Origin of the sequence: Kitasatospora sp. NBC_01287 (assembly GCF_026340565.1) — a bacterium.
GTDB lineage: Bacteria > Actinomycetota > Actinomycetes > Streptomycetales > Streptomycetaceae > Kitasatospora.
Window position 1 is genome coordinate 2,061,876 of the sequence record NZ_JAPEPB010000001.1, and the last position, 21,795, is coordinate 2,083,670.

Genomic DNA, 21,795 nt, shown 5'->3' on the forward strand with positions numbered 1-21,795 from the left:
TTCCCCGACCGCCGGTGTGACGTCACATGTGTGGCCGTCCGGCGGGCGCCACCTCTGGCCGTCCGGCGAGACGAGCGCGGTGCAGTCGCACGCACAGGGACACCTGGTGTACGCGGCCAGCGGCGTGCTGGCGGTCCACACCGAGCTCGGCACGTCGATCGTGCCCGCCAACCGCGTCACCTGGACCCCCGCCGAGTTCACGCACTACCACCGCGCCTACGGCGACACCGACATGCGGATCCTCTTCCTCGCTCCCTCCCTCGCCCGGCTCGTACCGGACCATCCCGCCGTGTTCCTGGCCTCCGACCTGGCCCGCGAGGTCCTGCTCGCCCTGACCGGCCCCCGCAACTACGACGCCGCCGCGCCCGCCTACAGCCGCGCCGCGCGCTCCCGCCTCCTGCGAGTCCTCGTCGACGAACTCGACGAAGCACACGAGCAGCCGCTGCACCTGCCGGAGCCACGGGACGACCGACTGCGCGCCATCGCCCGGATGCTGCGCGAGCAGCCGGCGGACAACGCCACGCTGGCCGAACTCGGGAAGACGACCGGAGCCAGCAGCCGGACCCTCAGCCGACTGTTCCGCGACGAACTCGGCATGACCTTCTACGAGTGGCGCACCCAGCTGCGTGTCTGCCACGCGCTCGTACTCCTCGCCGACGGCCACGACACCACCCAGACCGCATACGCCTGCGGATGGGCCAACCCCAGCGGCTTCATCGCGGCGTTCACCAACATCATCGGAACGACCCCGGGCCGCTACCGTTCGACTCCCGGTCGTTCGATTCACACTCGTGCGGCCGTCAAGGCGCCGGCCGCACGATCCGGGAACTGACACACCGTCACTTCCAGGTACGGGAGCGCGCCATGGCAGCCGAAGAGCTCCCGCTCTTCCCGTTCAGCCTGCCACACGAACTGGAGCACCACCCGAGGTACTTCGCCTCCCGGTCACCTGGTGAGGCGGCTGGATCTTCCTCGCGGCCGACCGGGCCGGTAGGTTCGGCGGATGGGACACGAACGGGCGCAGGTGCACCACTCGGCATCGACCTGGCGGCAGCCGTCGCCGCCACCGGCCTCACCCGCGCGGGACGCGCTGGTGCGGTCGGTCGCGACCCGCGTCCTGGCCCTGGGTACGGGCCGGCTGCTGGTCGGGATCGACGGCCTCACCGCGTCGGGCAAGACCAGCTTCGGACACGAACTCGCCGACCGGATCAGCGCGGCGGGCCGCCCGGTGCTCCGGGCGACCCTCGACGACTTCAAGCAGCCCTGGCGGGACCGCCACCGCTACGACCGCGAATCCGGCGAGGGCTACTACCGCAACGCCTACGACTACGACGCGGTCAGGCGGCTGCTGCTCGATCCCTGCCGCACCCCGGCGGCGGCCTCGGCCGCCCTGTGCGCCATCGACCCGCTGACGCAGCGCGACCACGCCGGGGAGACCGCCCCGCTGACGGCGGACACCGTGCTGATCGTGGACGGCGTCTTCGCCTTCCGCCCCGCGATCGACGCCTACTGGGACTTCCGTGTCTGGCTGCACGTGGACCCCGAGCTGTCCGTCCGACGCGGCGCCGAGCGCGACCAGCACTGGGCCGGCTCCGAGGCGGAGTCGCTCCACCGCGACCGCTACCTGGTGGCCGAGCGCGTCTACCTGGCGGAGGTCGACCCCGTCCCGCGGATGGACGTGGTGGTCGACAACTCGACCTTCACCACCCCACGCCTGCTCACGCCGTAGCCGCGACGGCGGCCGCGGCCGGCCGGGGCCACCGATCGCGCCCCGGCCGCGTGGGACCACCAGGTCACACCGGCCGGACGACGACCTTCAGGACGCGAACGCACGGGCCGTCGTCGATTTCGAGCCGGCGCCGGCCGCCCCGTAGCGGACAGGCCGGGCGGCACGAAATCCACTGTCCCCCTCCCGGTCGGCCCGGCGACAATGACCCGGTGATCGCTACGTCGCCCCAAGGGCCGGTCCAGGTACCACACATCGTCACCGAGCTCGCGGCGGGCCGGCCGGTGCGGGCCGTCTGGCAGAACGGGTTCGGCGGGCTGACCTTCCAGATCGGCCTGGATGAGAGGCAGTTCGTGAAGTGGGCGCCGGTCGGCAGCGGCGTCGACCTCTCCGCCGAGGTGGTGCGCCTGCGCTGGGTGGCGGGGTTCACGGTGGTGCCGCGGGTGCTCGACGAGGGCGCGGACGAGGGCGGCTCCTGGATCGTCACGGCAGGCCTGCCCGGTCGCAGCGCGGTCGACGACCACTGGAAGCGCGACCCCGCCACCGCCGTCCGCGCGATCGGCGCGGGGCTGCGCGCCCTGCACGAAGCGCTGCCCGTCGCCGAGTGCCCCTTCGACTGGTCGGCCGAACTGCGGCTGGAGCGCGTGCGGTCGCGGGCCGCGGCGGGCCGGATCGACCCGGCGGCCTGGCACCCGGACATCCCGCGCCCCGCCACCGTCGAGCACCCGCTCGACCTGCTCGCCGACATCCCGCCCCTCGACGGGCCCGTCGTCTGCCACGGCGACGCCTGCGCCCCCAACACCCTGGTCGGCGACGACGGCGGCTGCACCGGCCACGTCGACCTCGGCGCGCTCGGCGTCGCCGACCGCTGGGCCGACCTCGCCATCGCCACCTGGAGCACCCGGTGGAACTACGGCCCGGGGTGGGAGGACCCGCTGCTGGAGGCCTACGGGGTCGAGCGGGACCAGGAGCGGATCACCTACTACCGGCTGCTCTGGGAGCTCTCGGACTGAGCGGCTGCTGGAGCGGGGCCTCGCCGGTCCGAGGTCAGTGCTGTGAGCAGGGTGTCGAGGGCGGCCGGGTAGGCACGTTCGGACGGGGCGGCGAAGCCGATCAGCAGGCCCTGCGGGCGGTCGGCGGGGTCGTGGTGGAGTTCGGTGAGGCCTCGCACGGCGAGCCCGTGTTGGGCGCAACCGGCCAGCAGTTGCTGCTCGGTGGGGCCCTCGGCGGGCAGGGTGAGGAGGGTGTGCAGACCGGCCGGGACCCCGTGGGCGTCCAGCCCGGGGACGGCGGCCACCCGGTCGAGCAGGAGTTGGCGACGGCGGCGGTAGCGCAAACGGGCGGCGCGGATGTGGCGGTCGTAGGCGTGCGTGCTGATCAGATCGGCCAGGACGAGCTGGCCCAGGGTCTCGGTGTACAGGTCGGCGTCCTGCTTGGCCCGCACCACCGGTCGCACCAGGTGGTGCGGCAGCGCCAGCCAGGCCAGGCGGAGCGCGGGGCCGAGGGTCTTGGACGCGGTGCCGCAGTACACGGTCCACTCCGGGGCGATGCCTTGGAGGGCACCGACGGGTTGGCGGTCGTAGCGGTACTCGCCGTCGTAGTCGTCCTCGACGATCAGGCCGCCCGTGGCGCGCGCCCAGCCGCGCAGCGTCCGGCGGCGGCCGGGATGCAGCGGGACGCCCGTCGGGTACTGGTGCGAGGGGGTGAGGAACACGGCCCCCGTGTCCTGGGTCAGCGCCTCCACCCGGGCGCCGAGGGCGTCGACCGGCAGGGCGAGGGTGGTGAGCCCCGCACGCTGGACGACGCCACGGAAGAGGTTGTGCCCCGGGTCCTCCACGGCAACGCTGCGGGTGCCGGCAGCCGCCAGCACACCGCTGAGCAGGCCCAGCCCCTGGTAGTAGCCGGAGGTGATCACGATCCGGTCAGGTGTCGTGATCACGCCCCGGGTGCGACCCAGGTAGTCGGCGAGCGCGCTGCGCAGCTCGATCCGGCCCTGCGGGTCCCCGGCGCCGAAGACCTCGGGGCGGGCGTGGGCCAGGACCCTGCGCGTGGCGGCGAGCCAGGCCCGGGCGGGGAAGGCGCTGACGTCGGGAAGCCCGGGGCGCAGATCATGACGGGGAGCCGGCGGCGCGGGTGCGGGGCGGGCAGGGCTCGGGCCCTGCTGCGGCACCTCGGCCACGGTGGTGCCCGACCCCGGCCGGGTGGTCAGGTGGCCCTCTTCGACCAGCTGGTCGTAGGCGGCGCTGACCGTGCCCCGCGAGAGTCCGAGGTCCCGGGCCAGCCCGCGAGTGGACGGCAGGAGCGTGCCGGCCGGCAGGCGACCCTCGCGGATCGCCGCCCGGAGCGCGGATTCCAGCCCGGCGCGACGCCCGCCCGCGGCATCGAGCTCGATGTGCAGGTCGAGCCGGGAATCGGACCAACCACTGGACCAATCATTCGACATGGAACTGGATCTTATTGCTGGTCCGGTGAGCCCATAGGTTCGAGACCGAAGGCTGGTCGAAGGCCCGGTCGAAGGCCAGAACGAAGGCCCGGTCGAAGGCCTGAACGAAGGCCTGAACGAAGGCCTGGACGGAGGGAGTGCGAGCGTGGAACGGATCGCCGTCATCGGGCTCGGCGCGATGGGCGCGCCGATCGCCCACCGGTTGCTGGGCCAGGGCTGCCAGGTCACCGGCTGGAACCGCTCACCGCGGCGAGCGGCGGCGTTGCGCGAGGCGGGCGGTGCGGTCGGGGTGAGCCCGGCGGACGCGGTGCGCGGGGCCGAGGCGGTGCTCGTGATGGTGACCGGCCCGCAGGCGCTGCTGGCGGTGACCGAGGGCGAGCACGGGATCGCCGCCGGAATCGACCCCGGGGCGGTGGTCGTGCAGATGTCGACGGTGTCCCCCTCGTCGCTGACCCGCCTCGCCCAGGCGCTGCCTGCGGGGACGGGGCTGCTGGACGCACCGGTGCTCGGCAGCGTCGCCGAGGCCGCGTCAGGGGCGCTGCGGATCCTGGCGGGTGGCCCGCCGGAGCTGGTCGAGCGGTGCCTGCCGCTGCTGACGCGGTTGGGTTCGCCGCTGCGGGTCGGGGAGTTGGGGGCCGGCACCGCGGCGAAGCTCGTCGCCAACAACGCCCTCTTCGGGGTGCTGGGCGTGCTGGGTGAATCCCTCGCGCTGGGCGGCGCGTTGGGGCTGTCCTGGGAGGTGCTGCACGAGGTGCTGGGCGTGACGCCGCTGGCGGAGCAGGCCGCGCGCCGACGCCCCGTGATCGAGGCCGACGACTATCCGGCGCGCTTCGCGCTCGCCCTGGCCCGCAAGGACGCCGACCTGGTGGCCGACGCGGTCGGCGACGCCGGGCTCACGCTCGGCCTCACCGCCGCCTCCCGGGACTGGCTCGCCGCCGCCGAGGGCGCGGGGCGCGCCGACCAGGACTACACGGCCGTGCTCGCCGCCATCCTGCACGCGGCCGGGAAGGAGCCCCGGCGGTGATCGTGATCGCCCACCTCAGCGACACCCACCTCGACGGCGGGCAGCGCGGCATCGAGCGCACCCGGGCCGTCATGGACCATCTCGAAGGCCTCCCCCACGACTTGGACGCGGTGCTGGTCACCGGAGACATCGCCGACCACGGGCTACCGGCCGAGTACGAGTCGGCCCGTCGGCTGCTGACCTCCCGGCATCCGGTGATGCTCTGCCCCGGGAACCATGACGAGCGCGCCGCCTTCCGGCAGTACCTGCTCGGAGAGCCGGCTTCGGCGGCACCGATCAACCAGGTCCGCCAGACGGCCGGCGTCGTCATCGCCCTGTGCGACTCCTCGGTGCCGGGCAGGGACGAGGGCTGCCTGGAGGACGAGACGCTGGCCTGGCTGGCGGCCGTCCTGGCCCAGTCCCCGCCCGAGGTGCCCGTCCTGGTCGGCTTCCACCACCCGCCGGCCCCGCTGCACATCCCCTTCGTCGACGGCATCCGCCAGTTCGGCGCGGAGCGGCTCGGCGCGCTGACGGACCGCCACCCCAACCTCGCGGCCTTCCTGTGCGGACACGCCCACACCGCGGCGGCGACCACCTTCGCCGGACGCCCGCTGCGGGTGGCGCCAGGAGTCGTGTCCACGCTCCGACTCCCCTGGGAGCACCGGGCCCACCCCGAGGACCACGTCCACCTCGACCAGCCGCCCGCGCTCGCCTTCCACGTCCTGGACGACGAGGGGCGGCTCACCACCCACTACCGCTGGGTCAACGCCTGATCAGGCGACAGCGCGCGGGGTCGGGGCCGGGGCGCCGGCGGCGGTCAGTTGTCGGCGATCGCGTCCAGGGTGCGCAGCGCGTGGTCGGGCAGCTCGATGGTGGCGGCCGCGATGTTCTCGCGCAGATGTGCGAGGGAGGCGGTGCCGGGGATGAGCAGCACCGTCGGGGAGCGGTGCAGCAGCCAGGCCAGCGCGGCCTGGTGGCCGGTGATGCCCTGCGCGCGGGCGACCTCGTCCAGGGCGTCGACCTGCAACGGGCGCAGGCCGCCCAGCGGGTAGAACGGCACGTAGGCGACGCCCTGCTCGGCGCACCGGTCGACGAGGGCATCGTCCACGCGGTCGGCGACGTTGTAGCGGTTCTGCACGGCGGCCACCGGGGCGATCTCCTGCGCGGCCGCGAGCTGCTCCGCGCTGACGTTGCTGACCCCCAGGTGGCGGATCAGGCCCTGCTCGCGCAGTTCGGCGAGCACGGTGAAGGGCTCGATGATGTCGGCGGTGGCCCGGGTGCCGGTCATCCGGAGGTTGACCAGGTCGAGCACGGGCAGGTCCAGCCGCCGGAGGTTGTCGTGGACGGCCTGCACCAGCTCCGCGCGCGAGACGGCGGCGGGCCAGGCGTGGTCCGGGGTGCGGCGGGCACCGACCTTGGTGGCGATGCGCAACTGGTCGGGATAGGGGTGCAGGGCCTCGCGGATGAGGTCGTTGACCACGTGCGGGCCGTAGTAGTCACTGGTGTCGAGGTGGGTGATCCCCGCCTCGACGGCGGCGCGCAGGACGGCGAGGGCGGCGGCCCGGTCCGGCGGCGGCCCCCAGACCCCCGGGCCCGCGAGCCGCATCGCGCCGTAGCCGATCCGGGTGAGCTCCAGGTCGCCGAGCCGCCAACTGCCGGCCGCGACCGCGGGGAGGGGCGCTGGGCACGTCGCGGCGGATGAGCCGGTCATCTCTGAGTTCATGCCCGGATGATCTCCGCGGCCTAGACTGGCGGCCAATCATTCACACATACCCGAATCCCTGCCCCAGGAGGAGACCCGTGCCGGCGGAACTGGCGTTCTCGGCGAGCGACCTGGCCCTGGTGCGGTTCGCCGTCTCGCCGATGTGGGAGGTCGGGACCAGCTTCAAACTGCTCTTCTCCGGTGCCGCGCACCCGGTGCACCGGCCCTGGGCCGAGCAGGTCAGGCCCCGGGTGGTCGCCGCCGGCCTGGAACACGGCTGGCTGGCCGAGTTGGTGCCGCGGTCGGGCTACGTTCCCGACTTCCTCAACCCGGCACCCGTCTCACCGGCTCCCACGCTGGCGCAGGAACTGGCCGTGATCACGACCACGCCCACCGACCGGATCCGCGCGGACCTCGACCGGCTGCGCCACGAGCAGGGGAGCCTCGGCCCCCGGGCGCGGTCGCTGCACGCCGCGCCGCCGTCCCGCCCCGGGCCGCCGGCCGGGCGGACCCCCATGGCGCGGCTCGCGGAAGAGATCGAGACGTACTGGGAGTTGGCGCTCGCCCCGTTCTGGGCGCGGCTGCGCGCGGTGCTCGACGCCGAGGTCTTCCAGCGGGCCAGGCAGGTCGCCGAATACGGCACCGGCCACCTGCTCAACGACCTGCACCCCTCGGTCAGCTGGGACGACAACGCGCTGCGGCTGGCCAGCCGGCGGCGCGCCCTGAGCCGCCGCACGGCCGGCGCCGGTCTGCTGCTGATCCCCTCGGCCTTCACCGGAGAGCACCTGCTCACCCGCGTGACCCACCCCGAGCCGCCCCAACTCGCCTACCAGGCGCGCGGGATCGGCTCACTGTGGCAGACCCGGCCCGCCCCCAGGACGGCGGCCGTCGCCGCCGTCCTGGGCCGCTCGCGCACCCGGCTGCTGACCGAGCTGGAGAGCCCGGCCTCCACCACCGACCTCGCCCACCGCACCGGCCTCTCCCCCGCCACGGTGTCCCAGTGCCTCACCGCCCTGCGCGACGCGGGCCTGGTCAGCACCCACCGGGCCGGCCGCTCCCTGCTCTACGCCCGGACCGCGGCCGCCGACTGCCTGCTCGCCGCGGCCGGTCCGAGCCACCCGACCACCGTCCTGGCATGATGGCGACATGGAACGCGTGCTCGGCATCGGTGGATACTTCCTGCGCGCCGCCGACCCGGTCGCCCTGGGCGCTTGGTACCGCGACTGCCTGGGCCTGGACGCCGATGAGAACGGCCTGTGGCAGCAGGGCGCCGGGGTGACGGTGTTCGCGACGTTCCCGTCCGACACCGACTACTTCGGCTCCCGCGCCCAGCAGGCCATGCTCAATTTCCGGGTCCGCGACCTGGACGCGATGCTCGCGCAGTTGCGCGCCAAGGGAGCGGACGTGGCCGCGGGGACGCAGGACATGGACGGCATCGGACGATTCGGCTGGGTCACCGATCCGGAGGGCAACCGGGTCGAACTGTGGCAGCCCGCCTGACCTTGCCTGCCTGACCTTGCCTGCCTGACCGTGCCCACGGCCGCCGGTCCCGCGGCTGCTGATCCGAACCGGTTGGCCTACGGGACGGTGACGACGATCTTGCCGCGGGTGTGGCCCTCGGCGTTCAGGCGCTGGGCGTCGGCGGCCCGGTGCAGCGGGAAGGCGGCGGCGACCTCCACCCGCAGCCGGCCCTCCTCGGCCAGCTCGGCGAGCGCGGTCAGGTCGGCCGTGTCGGGGCGCACGAAGACGTAGCGGCCGCCGAGGGCGAGCACCGAGCCGTCCGCGATCGAGGCGAGCCGGCCGCCGGTGGCCAGCAGGGCCGGGGAGGCGTGCAGCGCGTCGCCGCCGATCAGGTCGAGCACGGCGTCCACGCCCTGCGGCGCGAGGGCGCGGACCCGGTCGGCCAGGCCCTCGCCGTAGCTGACGGGCTCGGCGCCCAGGGCGCGCAGGTAGTCGTGGTTGCGCTCGCCCGCGGTGCCGATCACCCGGGCGCCGAGGGCGCGGGCGATCTGGACGGCGAGCGAGCCGACACCGCCGGCCGCGGCGTGCACCAGGACGGTGTCGCCCGGCCGCAGCGCCAGCGCGCCGGTGAGGGCCTGGTAGGCGGTGAGGCCCGCCAGCGGCAGGCCGGCGGCCTGCTCGAAGCCGAGGGTGCGGGGCTTGCGGGCCAGGGTGCGCACCGGGGCCGCGACGTACTCGGCGAAGGTGCCGCGGCCCACCATGTCCTCGCGGACGTAGCCGATGACCTCGTCACCGGGCGCGAACTCGGTGACGCCGACGCCCACCCGCTCGACCACGCCGGCCACGTCCCAGCCGGGGATGACCGGGAAGACGGCGTCCATCGCGCTGTCGAGGTAGCCGGCCTGGATCTTCCAGTCGACCGGGTTGACGGAGGCCGCGCGAACCTTGACCAGCACCGAGTCGGCGCCCAGCTTGGGCTCGGGGACGTCGCCGTACTCCAGGACGTCGGGTCCGCCGTAGCCGCGGTAGGTGATGGCCTTCATGGTGGTGCTCCCGTGCAGAAAGATTTGATCTGATCGATTGTTGACATCGTCAAGCAATGATTCGAAGGTATGACTCCATGGTTGAGAATGTCAAGTAATCCCCTAGACTCGGAGCCATGACCCGGCTCACACACTCCGCGCCGCCCGCGGCGGCGGCTGCGGTCGCAGCGCCCGCCACACCCACCACGCCCACGCCCGCACCCACCCCCGCACCCACCCCCGCCGACCTCATGGAGCGGCTGGCCCGGGCGGCCGACGGCTACTACCACTGCTTCGGCCTCATCGCCGCGCAGCACGAGCTCACGCCCATGCAGGGCAAGGTCCTGGTGCTGGTCCGGCAGCCGATGCCGATGCGCGCCCTGGCCGGCCTGCTCGGCTGCGACGCATCCAACGTGACCGGCCTGGTCGACCGCCTGGAGGCCCGCTCACTGGTGCGCCGCGCCCCCGACCCCACCGACCGGCGGATCAAGACCGTGCGGCTCACCGACCGGGGCGAGGCGGTGGTGCGGGAGATCGACACCCGGATGCTCGACCACCTCCCGGGCCTGGAGCGGCTGGGCGAGGAAGGCCGCCGCGCCCTGCTCGACCTGCTGGACCGGGCGCTGCCCGGGGTTCAGCCAGGGTGAGCACCTGGCGTCACCCCGAACGCGGAGCTCAGTGGGGTCAGGCTCAGAGCACGACGGCGAAGACGATGGTCCCGACCAGGGCGAGTGCGCCGCTGACCACCGCGGTGACGAGAGCGACCAGGCCGAACGCCGCGCTCCTGCGCCGCACCGCCTTGGCCGCAGAGCCGGTGCGGTCCTTCGCGACCAGCATCCCCCAGAACCGCACCAAGCCGGCGAGCCCGCCGGCTGCGAGCCCGAGGAGGGCGAGGGCACCCGTGGCAATCCCCGCCTCCGGAATACCGACGTGGTCGAGCACCACCGGGAGCTCAGCTCGGCGTGATGAACCGCTCGTAGCGCTCCCAGAGGTCGGCGCGGTGGTCGTGGCCGAAGAGCAGGTCGAGCAGGAACTCCAGGTACGCGGTCTCGACCTCGTCCCCGCCGCGGCGGTGGCGGTGCGGGCCGTCCACCCAGGCGCGCGTCGGGCGGGCGCCGCCGGCCGTGCGGGTGAGCTCGACGGCGTACCACGGGGTGTCGACGGAGTTGCGGAAGATCTCCAGCTGGGTGCCGTCCGTGGTGAGGTGGGCCTCCCAACGCTCCTCCATGGCACGGGAGCTGACGCCGTGCCGGATCCGCTGCCACTGCCCGGCCGTCCACTCCTGGCCGGTCACCGGGATGGGCTCGGGTCGCTCCATCGGCCGATGGCGCGGGAAGTCGGCCGGCCCGAGATCCGCGCCGAGCCGGTCCGCGGCCATCCACTGCGGCAGTTCCTCGGTCGCCGCCCGCCAGTCGGCCGGGATGCCCTCGGTGCCGACGTGGGCCGCGACGATGCCACCGACGATGGCGCAGGTGGTGTCGACATCGCCGCCCTGGCCCGCCGTGGTCCACAGCGCCTGCCGGTAGTCGGCCAGGTGCGTCGCCGCGCACCACAGGGCGAACGGGACGGTGTCGACGGCGCTGACGTGGCGGCCGTTGCCGAGCACCTGGGCCACCAGCGAGGCCTCCTGGCCGAGCAGCGCGCGGGCCTCGGCGATGCCTTCGCGGACTTTGCTCGGCGGCGTCGACGCCAGCACGGAGGCGAACAGGTCGGCGGCGAACAGGTCGGCGTCGCTGGGCCGTTCACCATCGGCAGCCCGTTCACCATCGGCCCCTTCCCCGCCGGCCCGTTCACCGCGCGACCGCGCCGCCCAACCGGCGGCGACGGCCACGGCGATCGCGCCGGCCACCGCCTCCGGGTGCGTGTGCGTCACCTCGGCGGACCTGGCCGCCTGCCAGGCGGCCTCGGCCGGGTCGACGGCGAACCAGGCGCCCAGCGGAGCCACCCGCATCGCCGCGCCGTTGCCCCAGGAGCCCTTGCCGTCGAAGGCCTCGGCGGCGAGCTTGCGGAAGTCGCCGCGCCCCCGGACCAGGCGCAGCATGCGGTTGGTCGAGGCGCCGTACCCGCGGTCGAAGTCGTGGTGCTCGGCGAAGGAGTGGGCCAGTTCATAGCTGTTGACGGTGCCGCGGTCGCGCAGGGCGGCGAAGACGGAGCCGGCCATCTCGGTGTCGTCGGTCCAGGGCCAGGGTGCCGGCGGCAGTCGCCGCTCGCGCAGCGCGGGGAGGTTGGCCGGGACGAAGAACTGGGCGCCGAAGGCGTCGCCGGTGGCGAGGCCGCGCAGTGAGTCGCGGGCGGCGGCGCGGTGGTCGAAGGCGCTGTGGTCGAAGGGGCTGCGGTCGAAGGGGCTGTGCTCGGAGGCACTGCGGTCGAAGGGGCGGGTGGGTCCGTTGCTCGACGGGTCGCTGGTGGTCATAGGCGGCTCATCATGCCAGCCGGGAGCGGCCGCACGCATGCGAGTTGGCGCCGATCCCCGGGCGACTGGCCTGGGGATCGGCGCCGACCGCGTGCCGAGCGAGCGGTGCGACGGTGCGTCAGCCGGTGAAGGCCGCCAGGCCGTTCGGGGTGCCGAGGCCGGTCGGGCCGTCGTAGCCCACCTCGGCGGTGCAGAGGTACGCCGGGCTGCAGCTGGCGGTCTTGCCGCTGGTCACGTCGTTCAGCGCCGAGGTGTGGGCGTAGGCGTCGGCGGCCGGGATCGCCGCGCTCGGGGCGCCCGCGTCGGCGTAGACCGAGGCGATGATCGGCGAGGCGACGCTGGTGCCGCCGTAGACCTGCCAGCCGGAGGCGCCGTAGGTCTGGTAGACCGCGACACCGGTGGCCGGGTCGGCGACCGCCGAGACGTCGGCGACGGTGCGCTTGGCGCAGCCGGTGTCCTTCTGCCAGGTCGGCTTGGCGTCGTAGGCCGAGCAACCGGAGCCGGCGCCCTCGGAGCTGGAGGTGGACCAGACCGACTCGGTCCAGCCGCGCGCGTTGGAGGCCTTGCTCAGCGCGGTGCCGCCGACGGCGGTGACGTACTTGGAGGCCGCCGGGTACTCGACGCCGTAGCCGCTGTCACCGGAGGAGGCGGTGATCGCCACGCCCGGGTGGTTGTAGTACTTGGTGTCGTAGCTGGTGTCCGAGGAGGACTCGCCGCCGCCGTAGCTGTTGGAGACGAACTTCGCGCCCAGCTTGACGGCCTCGTTGACCGAGGTGCCGAGGTTGGCGGTGGTCGCGGACTTGGCCTCGACCAGGATGATGTGCGCGTTCGGCGCGATGGCCGAGACCATGTCCAGGTCCAGCGACTCCTCGCCGGCCCAACCCGAGTCGTTGGTCGGCAGGCTGGTGGTACTGCCGGTCTGGCTGACCTGCTTGAAGCAGCCGTTGGCGACGGTGCAGGCGGGCAGGCCGAACTGCGCGCGGTAGACGGCCAGGTCCGACGCCGCGTTGGGGTCGTTGTAGGCGTCCACGATGGCCACCGTCTGGCCGGCGCCGCCGTTGGCGGGCAGGTTGTAGGCACTGCGCAGGTCGCTGGGGCCGTAGCCGGACGGCGCCGCGTTCGGGGTGACGCCCAGCGGGCTGATGTGCTGCGCCACGCTGGTCACCCGGAGCGCGTTGCACGCCATGTTGTCGCCGTTGGCCAGGGTCGCGCAGGAGCGCACCCAGGACGTGCCGCCCTTGCTGTAGACGGTCGAGGCGGTGGCGCCTGCCGGGCCGGCGGTGGCGAGCGCCGTGAGCGCGAGGGCGGCGGTGCCGGTCAGCGCGAGGGCGATCTGGCGGACCCGGGCGGTGGGGGTGCTGAGCAAGGAACTGCCTCCTGTGGCTGGTGAACCGGGGGCATGCGGGCATGGGGATGTCCGCATCGGGGTCGCCCCGTGTGGGGGTGTGCCTGAGCAGGGGTGTGCCTGTGTAGGGCTGTGACGCCGCCCGAATCCTCGTTCGGTCGGGCAACTGGCGATGAGGCTAGCCAGACATGGTCAGGTCAACAAGAGTTGGGGCAAGATTCAATCTGGGGGTTACCTGGGAGAAACAGGAGGTGATCGTGTGTCACTCGGCGCGGTCGGAAGCTGACGGAACGTCGGTGATGCCGCTGCCCCTGGCGCGGGCCCATCACCAGCGTGCGCACGGCGTCCGCGGGACTGCGCACGACCACCCGCCCATGTGCGCGGTCCTCGCCGTCAGCGGTGGAGGAAGGAGTGGCTGCGGCCGAGCTCGGTGAAGCCGCGGCGGGCGTACCACTCGCGCGGCCAGTCGTTCACGTCCGCGGTGAGGAAGAGCTGCGGGATTCCGGCAGCGGCGGCCAGCGCCAGGCCGGTCGCGAGCAGGGTGTCGGCGTGGCCCTGCCCACGGTGCGGCGTGGCGGTGACCAGGTCCTCCAACTGGGCCAGCCCGGCGGTGGAGTCGAGGTAGAGGTCGGCCCAGGCCGCGATCTCGCCGTCCGGCGTCCGGGCGGCCAGGAAGAGCACCTGCTCGGCGCCGCGCAGCCGCGCGGTGCGGCGCTCGGTGAGCTGCCGGGCGAGGTCCTCGTCCGGGGTCCATTCCAGTTGCTGGCGGAACACCGCCGCTCGCAGTTCGGCCGGCTCGACCTGGTGCGCGGCGCATTCGGGCAGCGCACAGCCGGCTGTCTCCCGGGCCAGTACCAGCTCGGTGTCCCGTTCGTAGCCGACTGCCGCCAGTACCGGGGTGGCTCGCGCGCCGAGCGCCTCGTCGAGCACCGTGATCCGGTACTGACGACGCGCCCCGAGGCCCCGCACGGCCAGCCCGGGCAGTGCTGCCGGGTCGGCGTCCAGGGACTCGACGATCAGTTGGTTGTGCTCCTGGGAGCGGGAGAAGTCCGGGTCGCGAACCGCGAAGGCCCCGGGCAGCTCGACGAGTTCCGCGGCTTGGCGGCGGGCGAAGGCGGCACGGAAGGCTGTCACGCGCTCAAGCAGATCCGACACCCCGTCATGATCGACCTACCCGCTGCCGCGGGCAACGGCTTTTCCCCACTGGCGGACCCTCTCAGTCAGAGCGCCGGTCACCTCCACCGCGCGCACCTCGCCGACCATCGCCGCGCCCCGGCGCCGATCATTGGTTTGGGCCGACGCGATCCGCGGATTAGGCTGCGGCTCAAGCGATCTGTTGGATCGTCAACTCACAGGTGTCCGCGAGGTGACGGCCGGGTTCCGGGATCGATCGACCGGGCCCCCGGCCACCCCCGGAGAGCCGCCACTCGGGCCGGACCGGGACGATCGACCGACCGGCCACTGACCACGGTGGGGGCACGCGTGGAGTTCGGAATCCTCGGGCCACTGCTGATCCGCGACCAGGCCGGCGAGTACCCGGTGCCGGCGGCCAAGCAGCGCGTGGTGCTGGCCGCGCTGCTGCTGCGACCCGGACGGCCGGTGCCCGCCGAGCGGTTGGCGGGGATCCTCTGGGACGGCCGGCCGCCGCGCACCGCCGCCACCACCCTGCGCAACTACGTGATGCGGCTGCGGCAGCAGTTGGGGCCCGCCGGGACCAGGATCGAGACGCGGACGGGGGGCTACCTGCTGCGGATCGAGCCGGCGGAGCTCGATGTCCAGCGGTTCGTCTCACTCGCCGACCAGGGCCGACGCGCCCTGGACGCCGGCGCGCACGCGCGTGCCGCCGAACTGCTGCGCCAGGCCGTGGGCCTGTGGCGCGGGCCGCTGCTGGCCGACGTCCCGGCACGGGCACTGCACCGGGAGCAGGCCCCTCGACTGACCGAACTGCGACTGACCGCACTGGAACGCTGCCTGACCGCCGAACTGCACCTGGACCACCGGCTGGCCACGATCACCGCCGAACTGCGCGGCCTCACCGCGGCGCACCCCGAGCGTGAGCGGTTCCGGGCGCTGCTGACGGCGGCGCTGCGGCAGAGCGGACGGCGGCCGGAGGCGCCCGCCGCACACCGGCGGGCGGGCGGATCGAGCGGTTCGAGCGCACGGGAGCCCGACCTGGCCCCAGGACCGGCCGAGCAGCCGCCCTCGACCACCTTCTGCTATCTGACGCACCATCAACTACCCAAGCAGGTATCACTTTTCACCGGCCGTGAGCCGGAACTCCACGCCTTGGCGGCGCACCTGACCACTCCCCCACCCACCGCACCTGCGGTCGCCGTGCTCAGCGGGCTGCCGGGCGTGGGCAAGAGCGCGCTGGCCGGGCAGGCGGCCCACGCCGTGGCGCGGGCGTTCCCCGACGGAACCCTCTACGCGGACCTGCGGGGCACCAGCGTCCGCCCCGCCGCGCCGAGCAGCGTGTTGCGCACGCTGCTGCTCGCGCTGGGCGTGGCCCGCGAAGCGCTCCCGGCGGGCCCCGCGGCCCGCCTGGCGCTCTACCGCTCGCTGCTGGCCGACCGGCGGGTGCTGCTGGTGCTCGACCAGGCCCGGGACAGCGCGCAGGTGCGACCGCTGCTGCCCAGCGGCCCCGGCTGCGCCGCACTGGTCACCGCGCGGGGGCGCTTGCACGGGCTGCCGGGCGCGGTGCCGGTGGAAGTGCCGCTGCTGCCCGAGGCGCAGGCCCGGCTGCTGCTCTCCCGCCTGCTGCGGGCCGCACCCGTCGGCACCGGTCCCGTGGCCGACGGCGCGCCCGCGCCCGTCTCCACGGACACGGACGCGGACACGGACGCGGACACGGACGTGCCTGCGGACACGGACACGGGCACCCAGGACGCCGCCGACGGCCCCGCCGCCCTGGCCGCGCTCGCCGAACGCTGCGGCGGCCTGCCGCTGGCGCTGCGGGTCTGCGCGGCCCGGCTGGCCGCCCGCCCCGGCTGGAGCGCGCGGCAGCTGGCCGAACGGCTCGGCAGCGAGCAGCGGCTCTTCGCCGAACTGCGGGTCGGCCCACTGGACGTGCGGGCCGGCCTCACCGCCGTGCACCAGGACCTCGACCCGGCCGCCGCCGGCGCCTTCGCCCGGCTCGCCCGGGCCGACCGGCCCGCCTTCGGCCTGCGGTTCGCCGAGGGCCTGCTCGGTCCGGGCTGCGAGGCGGCCCTGGCGCGGCTGGTCGACGCGCAGGTGCTCACCGCGCGGGCACCGGACTGGTACGGATTCCCCTGGCTGCTGCGGGTCTACGGCCGGCAGCAGCCCGTGGCGGCGGCGCCGGCCCCGCCACAGGACGCCCGTGCGGCGGGTTAGAGTCGGGTCATGGCCGTAGACGAAGCCACCGCCCGGGTGGACAGCTGGATCTGGTCGGTGCGCCTGACCAAGACCCGCGCCCTCGCCGCCGCCGCCTGCCGCGCCGGCCACGTCCGGATCAACGGCGAGCGCGTCAAGCCCGCCCACCCGGTCAAGGTCGGCGACGAGGTCCGGGTGCGCCAGGACGACTGGACCCGGGTGGTCGTCGTCTCCCGCGTGCTCAGCAAGCGGGTCGGCGCCTCGGTCGCCGTCGAGTGCTTCGTCGACAACAGCCCGCCGCGCCCCGCCGCCCTGGGCCCCGCCCCCGTCGCCGTCCGCGAGCACGGCGCCGGCCGCCCCACCAAGCGTGACCGCCGCGCCCTGGAGCAGCTCTTCGGCCGGCCGGGCGGCTGACGGCATGACGGCAACCGCCTGACGCCCACTCAGCAGAGCTGTCCCCACAGGCCGTTCAGGGGTTCTCGGGAGCAGACCCCGCCTCCGTACCGGCCACGCTGCCGGCCCGTGGGATGACGACCACCTGGTGCTCGTCCTCGTACACCACCACCCCCGGATCCGCCGACCGCAGCTCCTCGCACCCCACCCCGTGCGCCGCGAGGATCGCCAGATGGCCCCGCACCTGTTCGAGGTGCGGCCGCGCCGTGGCCCTGAACCAGGCCTGGGCTCCCGGGTTGCGCTCGCGGTCGTAGACGGCGGGGTCGATGTCCGAGGGGTTGGCGTAGTTCTCCTCGAACCAGGCGTAGCTGCCGCGCCGGAAGGCCTCCTGTTCCTCGGTCAGCCTTCCGGCCGCGGACAGCCCGTTGATCAGCGCGAAGACCCCGGGGTAGCTGCCCCGGCGGTTGGGCTCCGTCACCTGGAACCGTACGAACACACGCGCCTCCGCCTACTCCGGGACCGCCTGCCGGCCGGTGTGGAGAATACCGGTGCGAGGGCTGGACAAATCGGGTGGCACTCGGCCCGGCGCGGCGGTTAGGGTCGCCCGCATGAGTGAGCGCACCTTCCGAATCACCGTCCGCGGCGCCTTCGAGGGCCTGAGCGAGGCGCAGCGGGCCGCGCTGCTGAGTGCGGCGGCGGAGCACGACGTGCTGTTCGCCTCTTACACGAAGGAGGGTCACCTCTCCTACGAGCTCGCGGCGCGGGCCGACTTCACCTTCCGGTTCCTGGAGTCGGGCGAGGCCGACGAGGACCTCGTGCCCGCCGCCGCACGGGCCGAGGCCACGGCGGTGGCGTGGCTGGACGGGCGCGGGTACGGCTACAAGAACCTGCGTTCCGTGGCGGAGGACCTGTCGAAGGCGGCGCTGGGCAAGCGGCAGCGCCGCGCCCAGGCCTCCGGCGCCGCCTGAGCGCGAACCTGAAGGCTGCGGCAGCCCTCAGCGCGCCAGGGCCCGCTCCGCCGCAGAGCGGGCGGCGGCCCGGTGGGCGGGGGCCAGCCCGATCCGGGTGCGGCGGTCGAGCAGGTCGTCGGCGTCGAGGGCGCCCTCGTGGCGGACGGCGAAGAGCAGTTCGGCCATGGTGGTCTCGGTGCCGGGGGCGATCGGGGCGAGCAGGGCCGGGTCGGCCCCGGCCTCGGCCAGCACGGCGGGCGCCTCGGTGCCGTAGCGGCGGACCAGGCGCAGCGGGGCGGGCAGATCGGCGAGCCGGGCCCGGGGGGCGGCGCCGACCAGCGGCAGGGTGCGGGTGCGGCACGGGCGCGCGGTGAGTGCGGCCCGGGCGAGGGCGGCGTCGAGCGCGTCCTCGGCCATCCGGCGGTAGGTGGTGAGCTTGCCGCCGACCACCGTCACCAGGCCGTCGGGGCCGGTCAGCACCGCGTGCTTGCGGGAGACGTCGGCCGTCCGCCCGGTGCCGTCGTCCAGCAGCGGGCGCAGGCCGGCGAAGGTGCCGAGCAGGTCGGCGCGGCTGAGCGGGCTGTGCAGCGCGGAGTTGATGGTGCGCAGCAGGAAGTCGATCTCGGCCTCGGCCGGTTGCGGCACGTCGGGGACCGGGCCGGGCGCGTCCTCGTCGGTGAGGCCGACGTAGACCCGGCCGTCGGGAGCGGGCAGCGCGAAGACGAAGCGGTTGCTCTCCCCGGGCACCGGCACGGTCAGCCCGGCGTTCAACGCGCCGGTGGGACCGGTGAAGGCGGACTGAGGCAGCACCAGATGGGTGCCGCGGCTGGGGCGCAGGGTGAGGCCGGGGGCCAGCTCGCCGGCCCAGACGCCGGCCGCGTTGACCACCGCGCGGGCCCGCAACTCGAAGGACTCACCGGTCAGTTCGTCGGTCAGCCGGGCGCCGGTGCCGTGCGCCTCGCGGACCGCGCAGCGGGTCAGGATCCGCGCCCCGTGCGCCGCCGCGGTGCGGGCCAGCGCGACCACCAGCCGTGCGTCGTCGACCAGTTGGCCGTCCCAGAAGACCAGGCCGCCGCGCAGCCCGGCCGAGCGCACGGTGGGGGCGTAGCGCAGCACCTCGGCGGGGGCCAGCCGGCGGGAGCGGGGCAGGGTGGCCGAGGAGGTACCGGCGGTGACCCTCAGCAGGTCGCCGGCCAGGAAGCCGGCCCGCACCAGGGCGGCGCCGGCCGGCTTGGTGCCGGGCAGCAGCGGGACGATCTGCGGCAGCGCGTGCACCAGGTGCGGGGCGGTGCGCTCCAGCAGGATGCCGCGCTCCACCGCGCTCTCGCGGGCGATGCCGACGCTGCCGGAGGCGAGGTAGCGCAGGCCGCCGTGGACCAGCTTGGAGCTCCAGCGGCTGGTGCCGAAGGCGAGGTCGTGCTTCTCGGCGAGGACGACGGACAGGCCGCGCGCGGCGGCGTCCAGCGCGATGCCGGCTCCGGTCACCCCGCCGCCGATGACCAGCACGTCGACGACCGGCGCGGAGCCCCGGGCCGATCCGGCCGACTCGGCCAGCTCGGCCAGTTCGCGGGCGCGGCGGGCGGCGTTCAGCGAGGCGCCGGGGGCGGCGGGGGCGGCGCCGGGGGCCGCCGTGGGCTGCGAGGGTCCGGTCATGCGGCGGGACCGCCTTCCGAGTCGGGGGTCGGCATCAGGTAGCGGTCGAGCAGCAGGCGCAGCTCGTCGTCCAGTTCGTCGACGGCCGCGCCCGTGCCGTCCGGGGCGTCCACGAAGACGGGGCCGGTGAGGGTGAAGGACCAGGCGCTGAGCAGCACCGCGCGGGCCAGCAGCGCGGGGTCGCCGGCCCGGACCGAGCCGTCGGCGATGCCCGCGCGCAGGCCGGCTTCGAGCATCGCCAGCTGGTGGTTGGTGTTGGTGCCGCGCCGGGTGAGCAGGTACGGGGTGAGGAAGTCCGGGTCCAGCTCGATGATCTTGCGCAGCAGCGGGTGGACCCGGATCGCGCGGGCCAGGCGGACCACGCCGTCCACCACGTGGGCCCGGCCGTGCGCCGCCTCGCCGAGCGGGAAGGCGCTCTCCGCCAGCTCCGTCCAGACCCGGGTGGTCAGGGTGCCGAGCACTTCGCGCACCCCGCCCCAGCGGCGGTAGAGGGTGGCCCGGGAGACACCGGCCTGGCGGGCGATGTCGGCCATGGTGATCCGCTGCATGCCGATGGTCAGCAACAGCCGGTACGCCGCTTCGAGGATCCGCTCCTCGGGGATGGCGTTGGCGGCCTTCGGTTCTTCTCGCGTGTTGATTCGCTGCGACACCACATGTACAAGTGTATCAGCGCCTGCCCCTCCGGCCCCTTGAGGATCCCGATGACCGAGTCAGACCTGCCCGTCGCGGACTTCCACCCCTACCGCTGGGGTGACCCCGCCCGCCGCACCGAACTCCCGGCCGCCGCGACCGAGACGCTGGCCGCCTTCGGGGTGCGCACGCCCGCCCGGCCGCCGGTCGACCTCGACACCCTGGCGCTGCCCGCCCCGGCGGTGAACGACAAGGCGCTGGCCGAGCTGGCCGCCGTCCTCGGCGCCGAGCGGGTGAGCACCGCCGACGCCGCGCGGATCGGCCACACCCGGGGCTGGTCCACCCCCGACCTGCTGAAGCTGCGCGCGGGCGACGTCACCGACGCGCCTGACGCCGTCCTCTTCCCCGGCAGCCACCAGGAGGTGGTGGCCGTGCTGGAGCTGTGCGAGCGGCTGCGGCTGGCCGTCGTGCCGTTCTCCGGCGGCACCTCGGTGGTCGGCGGCCTCGCCCCGCAGCGGGACGGCTTCGCCGGCCTGGTCGCGCTCGACCTCGGCCGGCTGGACGCCGTGCTCGCGGTCGACGAGGTCTCCCGCACCGCCACCCTGCAGGCCGGCCTGCGCGGAGTGGAGGCCGAACGGCTGCTGCGCGAGCGCGGTCTGACGCTGGGTCACTTCCCGCAGTCCTACGAGGGCGCGAGCATCGGCGGCTACGCGGCGGCGCGCTCGGCGGGCCAGGCCTCGGCCGGCTACGGGCGCTTCGACGAGATGGTGGTCGGCCTGGTGCTGGCCACCCCGCGCGGCACGATGGAGCTGGGTAGCGCGCCGAAGTCGGCGGCCGGCCCGGACCTGCGCCAACTGGTGCTCGGCTCGGAGGGCACCCTCGGCGTGATCACCTCGGTGACCGTCCGGGTCCGCCCGCTGCCGGCCGAACGGGTCTACGAGGCCTGGCGGTTCGACTCCTTCGAGCAGGGCGCCGACGCGCTGCGCAAGCTGGTCCAGGACGGTCCGGTGCCCACCGTGCTGCGGCTCTCCGACGAGGCGGAGACCTCGGTCAACCTGGCCGACCCGGCCGCGATGTTCGGTGGCGGACCGGGCGGCTGCCTGGCGGTCACCGGCTACGAGGGCACCGCCGCCGAGGTGGCCGCCCGCCGGGCCGGGGCGGGCGAGGTGCTGACCGCGGCCGGCGGGCAGCCGCTGGGCACCGAGCCGGGCGAGGCCTGGCGCCACGGTCGCTACCGCGCGCCCTACCTGCGCGATCCGCTGCTGGACGCGGGCGTGCTGATCGAGACCCTGGAGACGGTGACCTTCTGGTCCGACCTGCACGCGCTGCGCGCGGCCGTCACCGAGGCGCTGAGCGGCGCGCTCACCGCGCAGGGCACCCCGCCGCTGGTGCTCTGCCACATCTCGCACGTCTACGAGACCGGCGCCTCGCTCTACTTCACCATCGCCTGCGCCCAGGGCGAGGACCCGCTCACCCAGTGGCAGGCCGCCAAGTCGGCCGCCAACGAGGCGATCCGCGCCGCCGGCGCCGCGATCACCCACCACCACGGGGTGGGCACCGACCACCGCGAGGTCTACGCCCGCGAGGTGGGCCCGCTGGCGGTGGCCTCGCTGCAGGCGGTCAAGCGGGTGCTGGACCCGGCGGGGATCCTCAACCCCGGCGTGCTGATCCCGGCTTCGGACGCGTCGTCGCAGGGCGGCACCGCCGCCGAGAACGGACACTGA

Annotated in this window: 22 protein-coding genes; 12 read left to right on the forward strand and 10 right to left on the reverse strand. The window is 74.5% G+C overall.

The window, feature by feature from the left end; translation table 11 throughout:
- Positions 1 to 79 precede the first annotated feature (79 nt).
- From OG455_RS08655 to OG455_RS08665, 3 genes are all read left to right on the forward strand, one after another.
- Positions 80 to 832: a helix-turn-helix domain-containing protein gene (locus OG455_RS08655; RefSeq protein ID WP_266291788.1), complete on the forward strand. Its 753-nt coding sequence runs from the start codon at positions 80 to 82 to the stop codon at positions 830 to 832.
- Positions 833 to 1,003: 171 nt separating this feature from the next.
- Positions 1,004 to 1,729, forward strand: a complete 726-nt coding sequence (locus OG455_RS08660; RefSeq protein WP_266291789.1) for a uridine kinase — start codon at positions 1,004 to 1,006, stop codon at positions 1,727 to 1,729.
- A gap of 209 nt (positions 1,730 to 1,938) precedes the next feature.
- Positions 1,939 to 2,739: an aminoglycoside 3'-phosphotransferase gene (locus tag OG455_RS08665; RefSeq protein ID WP_266291790.1), complete on the forward strand. Its 801-nt coding sequence runs from the start codon at positions 1,939 to 1,941 to the stop codon at positions 2,737 to 2,739.
- Here the strand turns inward: OG455_RS08665 and OG455_RS08670 are convergent.
- Positions 2,709 to 4,169, reverse strand: a complete 1,461-nt coding sequence (locus OG455_RS08670; RefSeq protein ID WP_266291791.1) for a PLP-dependent aminotransferase family protein — start codon at positions 4,167 to 4,169, stop codon at positions 2,709 to 2,711. The genes OG455_RS08665 and OG455_RS08670 overlap by 31 nt on opposite strands.
- A gap of 145 nt (positions 4,170 to 4,314) precedes the next feature.
- On the opposite strand from OG455_RS08670, the gene OG455_RS08675 reads away from it, so the two are divergent.
- Together OG455_RS08675 and OG455_RS08680 are read left to right on the forward strand one after the other, a co-directional pair.
- Positions 4,315 to 5,193: an NAD(P)-dependent oxidoreductase gene (locus OG455_RS08675; protein WP_266291792.1), complete on the forward strand. Its 879-nt coding sequence runs from the start codon at positions 4,315 to 4,317 to the stop codon at positions 5,191 to 5,193.
- Positions 5,190 to 5,945 carry a metallophosphoesterase gene (locus OG455_RS08680; RefSeq protein WP_266291793.1) on the forward strand — a complete coding sequence of 252 codons (756 nt, stop codon included), beginning with the start codon at positions 5,190 to 5,192 and terminating at the stop codon, positions 5,943 to 5,945. The genes OG455_RS08675 and OG455_RS08680 overlap by 4 nt, the downstream gene beginning before the upstream one ends.
- 44 nt (positions 5,946 to 5,989) lie before the next feature.
- Here the strand turns inward: OG455_RS08680 and OG455_RS08685 are convergent, their stop codons facing one another.
- Positions 5,990 to 6,883, reverse strand: coding sequence for an oxidoreductase (locus tag OG455_RS08685; RefSeq protein WP_266300701.1), 894 nt, complete (start codon positions 6,881 to 6,883; stop codon positions 5,990 to 5,992).
- Between the two features lie 89 nt (positions 6,884 to 6,972).
- Here OG455_RS08685 and OG455_RS08690 point away from each other — a divergent pair, with 89 nt between their 5' ends.
- Both OG455_RS08690 and OG455_RS08695 read left to right on the forward strand, forming a co-directional pair.
- Positions 6,973 to 8,013, forward strand: coding sequence for a helix-turn-helix domain-containing protein (locus OG455_RS08690; RefSeq protein WP_266291794.1), 1,041 nt, complete (start codon positions 6,973 to 6,975; stop codon positions 8,011 to 8,013).
- Positions 8,014 to 8,020: 7 nt separating this feature from the next.
- Positions 8,021 to 8,374 (forward strand): VOC family protein, encoded by a 354-nt coding sequence (locus OG455_RS08695; protein ID WP_266291795.1) that lies wholly within the window; start codon positions 8,021 to 8,023, stop codon positions 8,372 to 8,374.
- A gap of 77 nt (positions 8,375 to 8,451) precedes the next feature.
- Here OG455_RS08695 and OG455_RS08700 read toward each other — a convergent pair whose 3' ends face one another.
- Positions 8,452 to 9,378 (reverse strand): NADP-dependent oxidoreductase, encoded by a 927-nt coding sequence (locus tag OG455_RS08700; protein ID WP_266291797.1) that lies wholly within the window; start codon positions 9,376 to 9,378, stop codon positions 8,452 to 8,454.
- Positions 9,379 to 9,494: 116 nt separating this feature from the next.
- Between OG455_RS08700 and OG455_RS08705 the strand changes: the two genes are divergently transcribed.
- A complete protein-coding gene (locus tag OG455_RS08705) occupies positions 9,495 to 10,004 on the forward strand; it encodes a MarR family winged helix-turn-helix transcriptional regulator (protein WP_266291799.1) in 510 nt (169 codons plus the stop codon).
- Between the two features lie 43 nt (positions 10,005 to 10,047).
- On the opposite strand, the gene OG455_RS08710 is transcribed toward OG455_RS08705, so the two are convergent.
- The 4 genes from OG455_RS08710 to OG455_RS08725 all read right to left on the reverse strand — a co-directional run bounded on the left by OG455_RS08710 (position 10,048) and on the right by OG455_RS08725 (position 14,249).
- Complete coding sequence (locus tag OG455_RS08710) at positions 10,048 to 10,299, reverse strand: hypothetical protein (protein WP_266291801.1); 252 nt, start codon at positions 10,297 to 10,299, stop codon at positions 10,048 to 10,050.
- Between the two features lie 10 nt (positions 10,300 to 10,309).
- Complete coding sequence (locus OG455_RS42025; RefSeq protein ID WP_323185445.1) at positions 10,310 to 11,770, reverse strand: ADP-ribosylglycohydrolase family protein; 1,461 nt, start codon at positions 11,768 to 11,770, stop codon at positions 10,310 to 10,312.
- Between the two features lie 118 nt (positions 11,771 to 11,888).
- Positions 11,889 to 13,136: a S53 family peptidase gene (locus OG455_RS08720; RefSeq protein WP_266291802.1), complete on the reverse strand. Its 1,248-nt coding sequence runs from the start codon at positions 13,134 to 13,136 to the stop codon at positions 11,889 to 11,891.
- Positions 13,137 to 13,508: 372 nt separating this feature from the next.
- Entirely contained in the window at positions 13,509 to 14,249 is a 741-nt protein-coding gene (locus tag OG455_RS08725) for a GNAT family N-acetyltransferase (protein ID WP_266291803.1), read from the reverse strand.
- A 348-nt stretch (positions 14,250 to 14,597) separates the two neighbouring features.
- Here OG455_RS08725 and OG455_RS08730 point away from each other — a divergent pair, with 348 nt between their 5' ends.
- Both OG455_RS08730 and OG455_RS08735 read left to right on the forward strand, forming a co-directional pair.
- Positions 14,598 to 16,466: a BTAD domain-containing putative transcriptional regulator gene (locus OG455_RS08730; protein WP_266291804.1), complete on the forward strand. Its 1,869-nt coding sequence runs from the start codon at positions 14,598 to 14,600 to the stop codon at positions 16,464 to 16,466.
- Between the two features lie 9 nt (positions 16,467 to 16,475).
- Complete coding sequence (locus OG455_RS08735; protein ID WP_266291806.1) at positions 16,476 to 16,859, forward strand: RNA-binding S4 domain-containing protein; 384 nt, start codon at positions 16,476 to 16,478, stop codon at positions 16,857 to 16,859.
- Between the two features lie 55 nt (positions 16,860 to 16,914).
- Here OG455_RS08735 and OG455_RS08740 read toward each other — a convergent pair whose 3' ends face one another.
- On the reverse strand, positions 16,915 to 17,316 hold the full coding sequence (locus OG455_RS08740; protein WP_266291808.1) for a hypothetical protein: 402 nt from the start codon (positions 17,314 to 17,316) through the stop codon (positions 16,915 to 16,917).
- Between the two features lie 130 nt (positions 17,317 to 17,446).
- Between OG455_RS08740 and OG455_RS08745 the strand changes: the two genes are divergently transcribed.
- Entirely contained in the window at positions 17,447 to 17,806 is a 360-nt protein-coding gene (locus OG455_RS08745) for a DUF6204 family protein (protein ID WP_266291810.1), read from the forward strand.
- Between the two features lie 27 nt (positions 17,807 to 17,833).
- Here OG455_RS08745 and OG455_RS08750 read toward each other — a convergent pair whose 3' ends face one another.
- Together OG455_RS08750 and OG455_RS08755 are read right to left on the reverse strand one after the other, a co-directional pair.
- Positions 17,834 to 19,441: a glycerol-3-phosphate dehydrogenase/oxidase gene (locus OG455_RS08750; protein ID WP_266291812.1), complete on the reverse strand. Its 1,608-nt coding sequence runs from the start codon at positions 19,439 to 19,441 to the stop codon at positions 17,834 to 17,836.
- The gene (locus OG455_RS08755; RefSeq protein WP_266291813.1) at positions 19,438 to 20,094 is read right to left on the reverse strand and encodes a TetR/AcrR family transcriptional regulator; all 657 of its coding nucleotides are present in this window, start codon (positions 20,092 to 20,094) and stop codon (positions 19,438 to 19,440) included. The genes OG455_RS08750 and OG455_RS08755 overlap by 4 nt, the downstream gene beginning before the upstream one ends.
- 48 nt (positions 20,095 to 20,142) lie before the next feature.
- Here OG455_RS08755 and OG455_RS08760 point away from each other — a divergent pair, with 48 nt between their 5' ends.
- Positions 20,143 to 21,795 (forward strand): FAD-binding oxidoreductase, encoded by a 1,653-nt coding sequence (locus OG455_RS08760; protein WP_266291815.1) that lies wholly within the window; start codon positions 20,143 to 20,145, stop codon positions 21,793 to 21,795.

What these genes read in the sequence shown, in the direction of transcription:
- OG455_RS08695 (WP_266291795.1), top strand. Translation starts at nt 8,021, where the DNA reads ATGGAACGCGTGCTCGGCATCGGTGGATACTTCCTGCGCGCCGCCGAC.
- OG455_RS08660 (WP_266291789.1), top strand. Translation starts at nt 1,004, where the DNA reads ATGGGACACGAACGGGCGCAGGTGCACCACTCGGCATCGACCTGGCGG.
- OG455_RS08705 (WP_266291799.1), top strand. Translation starts at nt 9,495, where the DNA reads ATGACCCGGCTCACACACTCCGCGCCGCCCGCGGCGGCGGCTGCGGTC.
- OG455_RS08760 (WP_266291815.1), top strand. Translation starts at nt 20,143, where the DNA reads ATGACCGAGTCAGACCTGCCCGTCGCGGACTTCCACCCCTACCGCTGG.
- OG455_RS08685 (WP_266300701.1), bottom strand. Translation starts at nt 6,883, where the DNA reads ATGACCGGCTCATCCGCCGCGACGTGCCCAGCGCCCCTCCCCGCGGTC.
- OG455_RS08750 (WP_266291812.1), bottom strand. Translation starts at nt 19,441, where the DNA reads ATGACCGGACCCTCGCAGCCCACGGCGGCCCCCGGCGCCGCCCCCGCC.
- OG455_RS08745 (WP_266291810.1), top strand. Translation starts at nt 17,447, where the DNA reads ATGAGTGAGCGCACCTTCCGAATCACCGTCCGCGGCGCCTTCGAGGGC.
- OG455_RS42025 (WP_323185445.1), bottom strand. Translation starts at nt 11,770, where the DNA reads ATGACCACCAGCGACCCGTCGAGCAACGGACCCACCCGCCCCTTCGAC.
- OG455_RS08670 (WP_266291791.1), bottom strand. Translation starts at nt 4,169, where the DNA reads ATGTCGAATGATTGGTCCAGTGGTTGGTCCGATTCCCGGCTCGACCTG.
- OG455_RS08735 (WP_266291806.1), top strand. Translation starts at nt 16,476, where the DNA reads ATGGCCGTAGACGAAGCCACCGCCCGGGTGGACAGCTGGATCTGGTCG.
- OG455_RS08700 (WP_266291797.1), bottom strand. Translation starts at nt 9,378, where the DNA reads ATGAAGGCCATCACCTACCGCGGCTACGGCGGACCCGACGTCCTGGAG.